This is a genomic window from Ignavibacteriales bacterium, from assembly GCA_026390815.1.
Taxonomy (GTDB): Bacteria; Bacteroidota; Ignavibacteria; order Ignavibacteriales; family SURF-24; genus JAPLFH01.
Genome location: JAPLFH010000047.1, coordinates 74156 through 86667 on the forward strand (window position 1 = coordinate 74156; position 12512 = coordinate 86667).

At 33.8% G+C, this 12512-nt stretch carries 13 protein-coding genes; 5 read left to right on the forward strand and 8 right to left on the reverse strand.

Annotated features, from left to right (window positions below):
• Positions 1-18: 18 nt before the first annotated feature.
• The 5 genes from NTX22_15055 to htpX form a co-directional block, all read right to left on the reverse strand.
• Positions 19-501: an acyl-CoA thioesterase gene (locus tag NTX22_15055; GenBank protein MCX6151841.1), complete on the reverse strand. Its 483-nt coding sequence runs from the start codon at positions 499-501 to the stop codon at positions 19-21.
• Complete coding sequence (gene bamD, locus NTX22_15060) at positions 482-1252, reverse strand: outer membrane protein assembly factor BamD (protein MCX6151842.1); 771 nt, start codon at positions 1250-1252, stop codon at positions 482-484. Before bamD ends, NTX22_15055 begins: the two co-directional genes overlap by 20 nt.
• 192 nt (positions 1253-1444) lie before the next feature.
• Entirely contained in the window at positions 1445-2191 is a 747-nt protein-coding gene (locus NTX22_15065) for a hypothetical protein (GenBank protein ID MCX6151843.1), read from the reverse strand.
• A complete protein-coding gene (locus NTX22_15070; GenBank protein ID MCX6151844.1) occupies positions 2184-3464 on the reverse strand; it encodes a Glu/Leu/Phe/Val dehydrogenase in 1281 nt (426 codons plus the stop codon). Before NTX22_15070 ends, NTX22_15065 begins: the two co-directional genes overlap by 8 nt.
• Positions 3465-3719: 255 nt before the next feature.
• Positions 3720-4568, reverse strand: a complete 849-nt coding sequence (gene htpX / locus NTX22_15075) for a zinc metalloprotease HtpX (protein ID MCX6151845.1) — start codon at positions 4566-4568, stop codon at positions 3720-3722.
• Positions 4569-4746: 178 nt separating this feature from the next.
• Here htpX and porQ point away from each other — a divergent pair, with 178 nt between their 5' ends.
• The gene (gene porQ / locus NTX22_15080) at positions 4747-5685 is read left to right on the forward strand and encodes a type IX secretion system protein PorQ (protein MCX6151846.1); all 939 of its coding nucleotides are present in this window, start codon (positions 4747-4749) and stop codon (positions 5683-5685) included.
• A gap of 78 nt (positions 5686-5763) precedes the next feature.
• On the opposite strand, the gene NTX22_15085 is transcribed toward porQ, so the two are convergent.
• On the reverse strand, positions 5764-6903 hold the full coding sequence (locus tag NTX22_15085; GenBank protein ID MCX6151847.1) for a hypothetical protein: 1140 nt from the start codon (positions 6901-6903) through the stop codon (positions 5764-5766).
• A gap of 110 nt (positions 6904-7013) precedes the next feature.
• Positions 7014-8537 carry a glycine--tRNA ligase gene (locus tag NTX22_15090; protein MCX6151848.1) on the reverse strand — a complete coding sequence of 508 codons (1524 nt, stop codon included), beginning with the start codon at positions 8535-8537 and terminating at the stop codon, positions 7014-7016.
• Between the two features lie 198 nt (positions 8538-8735).
• On the opposite strand from NTX22_15090, the gene NTX22_15095 reads away from it, so the two are divergent.
• The 4 genes from NTX22_15095 to NTX22_15110 all read left to right on the forward strand — a co-directional run bounded on the left by NTX22_15095 (position 8736) and on the right by NTX22_15110 (position 12107).
• On the forward strand, positions 8736-9215 hold the full coding sequence (locus NTX22_15095) for a hypothetical protein (protein ID MCX6151849.1): 480 nt from the start codon (positions 8736-8738) through the stop codon (positions 9213-9215).
• Positions 9216-9239: 24 nt separating this feature from the next.
• Complete coding sequence (locus NTX22_15100; protein MCX6151850.1) at positions 9240-9995, forward strand: PEGA domain-containing protein; 756 nt, start codon at positions 9240-9242, stop codon at positions 9993-9995.
• Positions 9996-10060: 65 nt separating this feature from the next.
• Positions 10061-11206 (forward strand): PEGA domain-containing protein, encoded by a 1146-nt coding sequence (locus NTX22_15105; GenBank protein ID MCX6151851.1) that lies wholly within the window; start codon positions 10061-10063, stop codon positions 11204-11206.
• Positions 11207-11432: 226 nt separating this feature from the next.
• Positions 11433-12107, forward strand: coding sequence for an esterase (locus NTX22_15110; GenBank protein MCX6151852.1), 675 nt, complete (start codon positions 11433-11435; stop codon positions 12105-12107).
• Here the strand turns inward: NTX22_15110 and NTX22_15115 are convergent.
• The coding region (locus NTX22_15115) for a DUF2520 domain-containing protein (GenBank protein ID MCX6151853.1) at positions 12081-12512 on the reverse strand (432 nt) is incomplete at its 5' end. The genes NTX22_15110 and NTX22_15115 overlap by 27 nt on opposite strands.

Below are 12512 nucleotides of genomic sequence, written 5' to 3' on the forward strand. Positions count from 1 at the left end.
TAAGAGTAAAGAAGAAAATTATTTTTTACCTTTTAAAATTTTTAGTCTCAGATTTCTACGGTTCATGGCTTCCTGGAATCGTCTCTTTTCATCTTTTGTTGATGGAATAGCCGGGATTGCTTTCACTGGATTACCATTTTCATCAACCGAAACAAAAGTTAAGTAAGCTGTATTTGTATGAACTCTTGTTCCTTTTCTAAAGCATTCTGCAAATACTTTTACTCCAATTTCCATCGAAGTATTAAATACACGATTAACCGAGCCAACTAAGGTAACTGCATCACCAAGTTTTATTGGATGATGAAAATCTATTTTATCAACAGAAGCCGTAACGCAAATCCTGTTATTCTGTTTGGCGGCACAAAGTGCGGCGCATATATCAATCCAGTGCATCAACTGTCCGCCCAATAAATTACCTAATTGATTTGTGTGATTAGGCAAAACTAATTCTGTCATCGTTACAATCGAATCTTTTACTTTTTTACCCTTTAATGGTGTCATTCGATACTGTACTTTTTGTTAGCGCTTCCTGAAGTTTTTTTATCTCCTCAGCTTTTGAGTCAGTAGGAAATTTTTGAATAAAAGCGGAAATTTCTTTCAAAGCATTCATATTATCATTTAAATTTGCAAACAATTTAATCTTATTATACATCGCTTGGGAACAATATTTAGAGTCGTGATAAGTTTCTGTAACAACAGTGTAATAGTAAATGGAAGCTTTCCAGTACTCTAACTTTTCATAAATTACTGCTGTATTAAATTCTTTCTCGGCTAATTTATCATTCAAGTCTTTTATCATTTTTTCAGCTTCTGCTACTTTTGCATTTGTAGGAAAGAAATCAATAAACGCCTGAAATTCCTCAATCGCTTTTTTAGTATATCGTTGATCAAGCTGGTAACGTGGTGATAATTCAAAATAAGACTGAGCCAACATAAACTGAGCTTGTGGTAAATATTCACTTGCCGGCATATCTTTAATCAGTCGGCTATATTCATAAGCGGCTAAAATATATTCTCCTTTTTTAAAGTGGCTTTCAGCCAGATAATATTGTGCATCATCTGCTATGGCATTACCTGGAAATTGCAGCAAGATTGATTGAAATTCCTGGACGCATTGCAGGTAATCCTCATCATCAAAAAGAGTTTTGGCGTATTTGAAATATTCATCTGCCGTAAGATTTGTTGTGTTAATACTTGAGGAGCAGCCCCAGAGTATAATAGAAAATAAAAAAGGAATCAGGATTTTTTTCATATTTTATTTAGTTAGTTTACTTAAAAATTCTTGTTAAAATTAAAGAAATTCACTTCATCATCAAAGGCAATAGTTTATCAATTGGAAATTTTTTGAAGTTTAAAAAGCTGATTCTACAATTCACAAATTTTCAACTTTACTTCAACCAATTTTGTAAATGAATTTCTTATACACCAGTAAATAAGATTTGTTCTATTTACTTCTTATGGAAAAGAAAAGATAAATAATTGCTGCCGCTGCCCCAATTGCAACCACGGGTTCCCAAAGGCTAGAGAAAAATGGTTCACCTGGCTTTTCACCTTGAGTAAATGGAATATTCTGCGATTCAATATTTCCAAAACTGTCGTAATCCACACTATCAATACTTGTAAAGGAAAAGGATTCTGATTTTTGCAAAACGCCAGATTTTCCTATAAAATAATTTCCATTAAGGGAGATTTTTCTTACAACCATAAAACTCCCTAAAAAGCTTTCCCGAAAGATTTCCGGGTAGGTTACTTTTGCATTATCAATAGTGTATTGCACGCTTGTTTTTTGTTTATCGTCTTCAAGCGAAATAATTCTATCACTATTTTTAAAACCAGTTAGGATACTGCCGGCAAAAACAGAGTAGTTGTTTTGCAAATTTGTTTTAATAAAGATTTCCCTTGAATCAAGTGGAAGTGAGTTTACAACTCTATTTACTGACGAATCAATCAGACTGTAAAAAATGAATAAGTTATCTTTAACCTGCGCAATAGATAAGTTTGGAATTAACAGAGCAAACAATAAAAATAAATGAACGTGTGATTTTAAAGAGTTTCCGATCTTGCTTGTCAGCAGACAAGTTTTCCGTTCTTGCCTGTCGGCAGACAAGTTCTCCGTTCTTGCCTGTCGGCAGACAAGTTCTCCGTTGCCTTCATTACCTGAAGTGTAATTTTTAATTAAATGATCAAGCATATATTCCACGAATTTTTAATGTTTTTGCTACTTTGTCAATTGCAAGAATGTAAGCCCCAATCCGTAAAGATTCATGATATTTTTCCGCATGATAATAAACGTTATCAAAAGCTTCGTGCATTAATCTTTCTAATCTTTGGTTTACTTTATCCAGCGACCAGAAATAACCACTTCTATCCTGCACCCACTCAAAATAAGAAACAGTTACTCCGCCTGCATTAGCTAAAATATCCGGGATTACTAAAATCCCTTTATCTTGCAGGATTGGATCTGCCTTGGCAGTAGTTGGTCCGTTGGCACCTTCGGAAATAATTTTACAGTTTAGTTTAGAAGCATTGTTTTTGGTTATTTGATCTTCTTTAGCTGCCGGAACTAAAACATCACATTTTAGTTCAAGAAGTTCATCATTACCAATAGAGTCAGAATCCGGAAAATCTTTAAGTGTTTTGTTGTTGTTATAGTGAACTAAAACTTTCTTAACATCTAACCCGCTCGGATTAAATATTCCGCCATCTATATCACTTATTCCAATAATTTTAATTCCTTTTTCTGCCATAAGATCAGCAGAAACAGAACCTACGTTTCCAAATCCTTGTATAACTGCAGAGGCATTTTGGGGATCGATATTTAATTTTTTTAAAGCTGCCATAGAAACAATCATAACACCTCTACCAGTGGCTTCTCTTCGCCCTAATGAGCCACCAAGGATTAGTGGTTTACCTGTAACAACAGCAGTAGAAGTGCTCTTAGCGTGCATGCTGTAAGTATCCATTATCCACGCCATAATTTGTTCATTCGTGTTCATATCAGGAGCAGGGATATCTTTGTCTGGACCGAATACATCCAGCAAACTGGCTGTAAATCTTCTTGTAAGTCTTTCCAACTCGCCGTTGCTTAATTTACCTGGATCGCAAATAATGCCACCTTTTGCTCCTCCAAATGGAATATTTGCAATAGCACATTTCCAGGTCATCCAGGCTGCAAGTGCTTTAATTTCATTCAGGTTTACATCCGGCGCATATCGTATTCCACCTTTTGAAGGACCAAGAATATCATTATGAATAACACGATAACCTTCAAAAACTTTCAGCTTTCCACTATCCATTATTGTGGGGATGGAAATAATGATTTGTTTAGTTGGTGTCTTCAGATATTGATACGAGCCATCATCCAGACCAATGATTTTTGCGGCTAACTCAAACCGTTCCATCATTGATTCGAATGGATTTTCTTTATCTGTTATTGGTGCAGGTTCTTTATAATTGTTTATCATAAAATATAACTTTCAAATTATTTTGGGATGATAAGCGGGTTAACCGTTTGGCATGCAAATTAAAGTCTGATATTGCGAAGTATTGATTCAATTTTTGAATCATATTTTAAGGTTACTGTTTATCGGTTAAGAAAAATTAAATTATAAACCTATTATTAAAAATAAAATAAAATTCCACATAAACAATTCAGTGTGATACAAAATAAAAGCAGGAATTTTGAACTATTCCCGCTTCTACAAAAACTCATTTAAGAATTACATTGAACCAGAAGCAATTTCCTGCAACCGTTTAATTCTTTCTTCAATTGGAGGATGAGTTGAAAATATCCTAAATAAAGATTTTCTGGAAAATGGACTGACAATAAACATATGAGCAGTTGCTGGTTCGGCATTTTTCATTGGTAATCGTTCATTTACTTTAGAAAGCTTGTTTAAAGCAGAAGCCAGTGATAAAGGTTGACCGGATATTGCAGCTCCACCAGCGTCAGCCGCAAATTCCCTTGAACGTGAAATTGAAAGTTGAATTAACATTGCTGCAATAGGAGCAACAATAATCAAAGCTAAATCCCCTAAACCACTGCCGTTATCTCTATCTCTTCCACCACCAAATATTGCTGCCCATTGTGCCATATGTGCTACATACGTAATTGTGCCAACCAGTGTAGCTGTTATTGTTCCAAGCAAAATGTCACGATGCTTTACATGAGCTAATTCATGAGCAAGCACACCTGATAGCTCATCTTCACTTAAAATATTTAGTATACCAGTTGTAACTGCAACTGCAGCATGCTCTGGATTTCTGCCAGTTGCAAATGCGTTTGGAGCAGGATTTTCCATTACATAAACTTTTGGCATTGGTAATTGTGCAAACTGGCTAAGCCTTCTAACAGTGCTGTAAAGTTTAGGAAACTCACTTTCATTTACTTGTTTTGCATGATACATCATCAAAACAATTTTATCAGAAAACCAGTAGGAGCCAAAATTCATTACAAGAGATATTAGAAAAGCAATCATCATTCCTGAACTTCCACCAAGCAATTCTCCAACAAAAAGAAGGAGCACCATCATTAACGTCATTAAAAATACTGTTCTAAAAGTGTTCATCTTAAATCCATAATTTGTTGCACATAAACATAATTATTTAATTATCAGCGGTCAATATTCCCGCATTCGATTTATTTAACACAAAATTATTTATATTTGTTTCCAGAACCGGAATAATATTTAGCCTTGCGCTTATTCCTTTTAATACTTAAAATGAACACCAAAATTGAGGAGAATAATGAAAAAATACCGGTGCATTAGTTTAGTCTTAATTTTAATTCTCTTTACGGGTAAAATTTTCAGCCAAAATACTTTTGAGTTTTTAAGAATGGATATGAGTCCGCGTGCTGCTGCATTAGCCGGAAGCTTTGTTTCTAATTCGGATGATCCTAATGTAATGTTCTACAATCCTGCGGGAATAAACTCTTTAGAGGGAATGCCGGTTTCATTTTCTTTTGTAAAACACTTATTGGATATTAATCTTGCAAGTCTTGCACTCTCCAGGGAAATTGAAGGGCTTGGTAGATTTTCTGCAGGGATTGAATATATCAGCTATGGCTCCTTCCAGGGTTATACAGAAGATGCAGTTAAGACAAACGAATTTGGCGCTGGTGAAGTAGCTTTTGTTTTGGGTTATGGAAATAAGTTAGATGAAAATTTCTATTATGGTGCTAATGCAAAATTTATTTATTCGGGAATCGAAAAGTATTATTCCACCGCAATTGGAGTTGATGTTGGTTTACAATATATAATTCCTAACCAATTATTAAACTTTGGATTTTCAATTCTTAATATTGGATCGCAACTAACTTCTTATATTAATGCAAAAGAGAATTTACCGCTTGATATAAGAGTAGGTGTATCGAAAAGATTAGAAAGGCTACCAGTAAGGTTGTATTTAAGCATCAACAGGTTGAATGACGATCAGGATAAATTTTTTGATAGATTTAAAGCATTTACAATTGGCACTGAGTTTAATTTAAGCAAAGTATTACGTTTGCGTTTAGGTTTTGATAATGAAAAAAGAAAAGATCTTAAGATTGGTACAACTGCCGGTTTAGCAGGTTTTCATGTTGGAGTTGGAGCAGTTATCAGCGGTTACAATTTTGATTATTCTTATTCTTCACTTGGTCCAGTAGGTTCACTTAATAGAGTTGGAATTACAACTGTTTTTTAGTGTAAAATAATTGATGTTTGATGGTTGATGGAAAAATATTCTATATTCTTAAATTCATTTTTTTTTCAACAATTAACTTCATTTTCCAAAAGGTTTTTCTAAATATCTTTTTGCACTGTCATGTGAACTCGAATAGTCGCGCATTTCTAAGCATTCATTGTAATATGAAACTGCTTTATCACGTTGCCCGATTTGATCATTGAGCATTCCCAAATATAAAGTTGCGTTTATTCTAAATCCCGATTCCTCGTCTTTGTCTATTTTTTTCGAAATGTCTGCGCATTCTTTAAAAAAAACTATTGCTGAATCTGTATTTCCAACCATTTTTTTGTAGTAGCCAAGATAATAAGTTGCTTCTCTTTTTGAAAGATCATTATAACCAAAATATTTTTTAACGCATTTATCATAAACATCAGAAAAAATTTGGTTGGCTTTTGTGTAATCGCCTAATCGTACAGAAATTCTTCCAACATAACGTTTGAACAGAGGATTATCCGGAAACTCGCTCGACAATTGGTTCGCATATTCCAAAGCTTTTTGGTTATCGTTTTCATAATGATAATAAAGAGTCATTAGAAAATATTTGGATTCAATCCTTGCATACTTTCCTTTCTCGGCTACAAGAGTCAATTCTTTTATCCCTTTTTCTTTATCACCTTTAGGAAAAAAGATCATCAATGGTTTGATGATTGGAAAATCTTCCGGAATAACTGCCGCGTAATAATTATAAATACCAAAACCAAGCTGCACATCAATATTATTTGGATCAAGTTTGGATGCTCTTTGCACAATCGGAATTGCTTCGCGTCCATCATCGGCTGCCTTAATCCAGCTTTCTCTTATTGCACGCAGTCGCCCTCTAAAACCAATTGAACCCCCTTTGAAAAACAGGGCATCAACATTGTCCGGATACTTCTTTAGAATTTCATCACATAAGAAGATTTCATCTTCAAGTTTTGCAAAGAAAATGTCATCATAACTTTCGTTATTAAGATCAAGAAGAATTTTCCACCAATCTATCATTGCAAGGAAAAATTTCCCAGCAGGGTGTTGGGGATAATCTGCGATAAGTTCTTTAAAAGTTTTATCTGCTTCATCAAAATTGATGTTGTAAATTTCCTTAATCCCTTTATCCACAATGGAATCGAATTGTTTTGACTGAGCAAAAGAACTTGTGAAAGCTATTATCAAAAAAAAGTATGTGAATTTATTTCTCAATCTTTCTCCAAAATAAAAAACCTGATTTGTGTAAAAAAACCAGGTTTATTTTTCTTTGCGATCTCTGCGCTAACTCAGCGTACTTTGCGGTTAAGTTTTTTCTTGCCACTTTAAAGTGATTTATATTTTAATTTTTCAAGCAAGTAATTCAAGAGTGAATTGATTGCAATTCTTTCCTGCAGCATAGTATCTCGTTCTCTGATAGTTACGGTTTGATCTTCAAGTGTTTGCGTATCAATCGTAATAGCAAACGGAGTTCCTACTTCATCCATCCTTCTGTATCTTCTTCCAATCGCTCCTTTATCATCATAAAAAACTCTTAAGAATGGACGCAGATCGGCTTCAATTTTATGTGCTATCTCCGGCATCCCATCTTTGTTAACTAATGGAAGGATTGCAGTTTTTATTGGTGCTAACCGTGGATGAAATTTTAAAACTGATCGCATTTCATCATTTACCATTTCTTCATAATAAGCATCAACCAAAAACGCCATAAATGAACGGCTTGCGCCCGCAGATGTTTCTATAATAAATGGGATGAACTTTTCTTTTGCTTCTTCATCAAAATATTTTAATGATTTACCGGAAAATTCCTGGTGTCTGCTCAGGTCAAAATCAGTCCGGTTATGAATTCCCTCAATCTCACCCCAGCCAAAAGGAAAGAGATATTCAATGTCAGTTGCTTCTTTTGCATAATGCGCAAGCTTATCTTTTGGATGATCGTGAAAACGAAGTTTTTCAGGATTCATTCCAAGTGATTTAAACCAACTGATTCTTGTTTCTTTCCATTGATCATACCACTTTTTATCATCAACAGGTTTAACAAAAAACTGCATTTCCATTTGTTCAAACTCGCGTGTACGGAAAAGGAAATTCTTTGTGTTAATTTCATTCCTGAACGCTTTACCAATTTGTGCAATTCCGAAAGGAAGTTTTTGCCTGCTTGAACCCTGAACATTCAAAAAGTTCACAAAAATTCCCTGCGCAGTTTCAGGACGAAGATAAACAACAGATCCACTTTCTTCAACCGGACCGATGAAGGTCTTAAACATTAAATTGAATTGACGTGCAGATGTAAAGGTGCCAGCATTGCCACATTGTGGGCAGTTTAATTTAGAAAGCATTGTTGTAGTTAATTCTTTATCCTCTAAAATTGAATTGAATTTTTCATTCAACGAAAGTGAATCATCAACTAAAAAGTGGTTTAACTCTCCTGCAAGATTTTGATCATCTTTTAAAGCATCAGATAATTCTTTAATTACTTTTTCTTTTTTCTTATCGGCTATTCCTTCAGCTAAAGTATCAAGACGGAAGCGGGCTTTGCACTGTTTGCAATCTACCATCGGATCTGTAAAGTTTTCAACATGCCCAGAAGCTTCCCAAACACGCGGGTGCATAAGAATGGATGCATCAATTCCTTCCACATCCTCACGGTATGTCATTGCTTTCCACCATTCTTCTTTAATATTTTTCAGCAATTCCACACCCAAAGGACCGTAATCCCAACAACCGTTTAATCCTCCATAAATCTCGCTTGATTGGAAAACAAATCCTTTCCGTTTTGCAAGAGAAACTATTTTATCAAGAACATCATTCTTTGATTTGTTCTGCTTTTCGATTTTAAAATCCTCCATAATTTAGTGGAATAAATATAACAAAAATAATTTTTATGTTTTGAACTTTTAACATTGCCATAAGGTTAAGCAACCAAATCTATTTAACAGGATTGACTAATTCTTTCAAATTGAAGAGATACTTTTTATAGAATGTTAGCTAAAAAAAGTTTATATTTTACACAACCAATCATTATAAAATCTATTAAGAGGGAACATATGCAAAAAAATATTTATAGCAAGGTATTCAAGTTTTTATTTGTACTAGTAGTTGGTATTTATCTTACTACCTTTTTGGGGTGTAAAAAAGAACCTGAGAAGCCAGTGGAAAAACCAACGCAGGTAGCACCTGTTGTAGAAGAACCAAAACCAGTTGAAGAACCAAAAGTTGTTTACCCTGATTTAGTTGGAAAGTGGACCGGAGTTTTTGATAGCCGGGCTACTACATTGGAGATAATAAAACAGGATAGCGTTGAATTTAGTGGAAAGATTACTATCAGATATAAAGAAATAATCAACCAAGAATTAAATGGTAAATTGAATCTAGAGAAGATGAAAGTCTCAATGAAAGATCTGCTACACAGTAGATATATGGGTGTATACTCAGCTAAAGTATCAGAGGACTTTAAAAAGCTTACCGGTACATTTACTATGAATGCTGACAAAAAGAATTATTCTTTTAGTTTAACAAAGAAATAAAATTACTAACAAAAAAGGTTAAATATGAAAAAGCAAATATTAATTCCAATAATTTTACTTGTTGGATTTCTGTTCTATTCATGTACGGATACTACAACAAACAATCCGGAAACACCAACTACTGGCAGTATTTACGTTACTTCAATTCCTACAGGCGCTCAAATTTGGATCAACAATCAAAACAAGGGGAATACTCCGGATAGCGTAGTTAGTTTAACAGCCGGTTTATATCAAGTAACTTTAAAACTTGATGGTTATAAAGATACTACAGTTTCTGTAACAGTTATTGCCGGGCAAAAAGCAACTAAAAATGTTGTATTAACAATAAGTCTTGTAACGGTTTCATTTGGTCCCGTTAGAATTTGGGAAACAACAGGTACCAACGCCAACCAACCAAGCGGTTTAGTATTATCAACAGGTGAAGCATTTGGCATAAGTAGTACTAATAAAGATAAAGTTGATTTGTATTATTACACCAATTCTTCATTTACCGTTCACGAATTGAGAAGTGCTAATAATGGTACTAGTTTAACTCGCAGTACTTACTTTAAATTGGGTAATTCAACAAACTTGAACGATAAACTTGCATCACCTGCGAAAGATGGAACTTGGGATAATAAAATGTCTGACTTACTTGGGAATTACGTGTTTTTATATGATCAAGATAAACATTATTCCAAAATAATAATTACTTCTATTGGAGGTGGAACTATTGGCGTTCCTGCTTGGGTAGAAGTTCAGTGGATATATAACCAAACCGTTGATGATAAAAGATTTTAAAATTTATAGATAAATTTATAAGCCGTGAAGAGATTCACGGCTTACATTTCAACTGGTGTTCAAGAATGATGAAACTAATAATTTACGTTTCAATACTTTCATTATCCTTTTTGATAATAAGTTGTAAAGAAAAAGTTATTGAGGTACATGAAGCTTTACCGAATGGTTCTATTTTTTTTGATTCAAGACCTCAAGGAACTCAAATATTTTTGCAAGACACATTTACTAGTAAAGTAACCCCTGATAGTATCACAAACTTATCGCCAGATTCTTATGACGTAAAATTTAAATATAAAAATCTAGAAATGAATTTATCTGTAAGTGTAAAAGCGGGTTTAAAGTCAACAGCCTATGTTGATTTTAATTCGGATTTGGGTAAAATCTTTGTCAATTCTGATCCATTGGGAGCAGAAATATTATTAAATGACAGTACGACTGGTAAAGTAACCCCTGATACTCTTAATTATTTAATTGAGGGGAATTACAAAGTTACTCTAAAACTTCAAGGACAACATGATTTTTCACGTTTTGTAGATGTAAATAGAAATAAAATAACAAACATCTACTTTAATTTTTTACCAAGTAGCATTTATGTTACTTCTATTCCTGCAGGCGCTCAAATTTGGATCAACAATCAAAACAAAGGGAATACCCCGGATAGCGTAGTTAGTTTAACAGCCGGTTCATATCAAGTAACTTTAAAACTTGATGGTTATAAAGATACTATAGTTTCTGTAACAGTTATTGCCGGGCAAAAAGCAACTAAAAATGTTGTATTAACAATAAGTCTTGTAACGGTTTCATTTGGTCCCGTTAGACTTTGGGAAACATATGGTACAGGTGCAGACAAACCAAGTGGATTACAACTATCAACCGGAGCAACAGCTTCCAGCTCAAGTGCGATAATAGATATTTTCTATTATACCAATTCAACTTTTTCTGTGCACGAAGTTAGAAGTTCTGCTACACGTAATACATTTTTCAAAGTTGGGGCAAACACTAATTTGACTGATAATGTTAGTTCTTCAACCAAAGATGGTAACTGGAGTACTACTATGACAGATACAGAAACTAATTATGTCTTTGTATATGATGCTGACCATCATTATTCCAAGATAAAAATTGTTGCAGTAAGTAGTATTGTCGAGTCACCGGCATGGATTGAAATTCAAGGGATTTACAACAAGACTGTTGATGATAAACGTTTCTAAAATTATTTTTGATATTTTAATTAAGGCTGTCCAATCGGGCAGCCTTTTTTGTTTAGTTGATGAAGATATGTTGAAGATTGAAATCCACTAAAAAATCTTTATATTAATCTCAAGATTTGAAGACTAGTAATTTTCCAGTGTTCATTCAACTGCTATTAATACAAGGTTAACATTGAAAGAAGAATACTATAAATGGAATTCAATGTACTTAAGCAGGGATTTCGAAATGCTTGTATTTGGGTATGGAGGATTTCCTGTAATTTTATTCCCATCGGCAAAAGGAAGATATTATCAAAACAAAGACTTTGGTTTGATTGATTCAATCTCTCTTCTGATAGACGCAGGTGTATTTAAGATTTATTGCCCAGATGGAATTGATAGTGATAGTTGGTTCAACCATTCTATTCATCCATCCGATAGAGTTAAAACCCATAATGGTTACGAGAATTTAATTCTTTATGATGTAATTGCTTTTGCGGAGCATGAAACCGGTTACAAAAAAGTTTTGCTTGCCGGTTGCGGATTTGGTGGTTACCATGCGGCAAATATCGCATTCCGCCATCCTGATTTGGTTAATTCTCTTGTTTGCATCGGAAGTTCATTCGATATAAAACAATTTATTTTTGGTTACTATGATGAAAATTGCTATTTCAATAATCCACCCGACTATTTACCCAACTTGAATGATCCTTGGAACCTCGATAAAATTAAAAATATGGAAATTATCCTTGGTACTGGTGAGTGGGATGAAAATTTAAATGAAAACTATCGCCTATCTGGCATTCTTAAAGAAAAGGAGATTCCACATTGGTTGGATGTTCGTCTACAAACCGGTGGTGATTGGCATTGGTGGAAACAAATGTTTCTGTTTTATTTAGAAAGGATGAAAGAAAAGATTTAACTGCTTGATTAGCAGACTTTTTATTTTTACTTGCTCAGGATTTAACTTTCCATATTTTTCTTCCGCAACATTTAAAAGCATTAAAGATTGATAAATATAATTTGGCAGCAATAATTTATTACCTTTAAATTTTTTCAAAGCGTTAATGTGCTGTTTAATTGTTTCAATATCGCCGCGGTCAATTGGACCCGATAATGATTTTGCCACTCCATTCTTACCTGCATTTCTAACTGTGGTTTCAATTATTGGTTTCATCAATTCAAAACTAGTATAACGTTTCACAAATAGCTTTACAAATAGAAATAAAAGAGTTATATTTACTTCTGAAAAGAAAAGGAGTAAATATGTCCAGAAAAAGTAGTCGTCCACGATTAAAATTGGATGAAAAAGAATTAAATAAGTTGG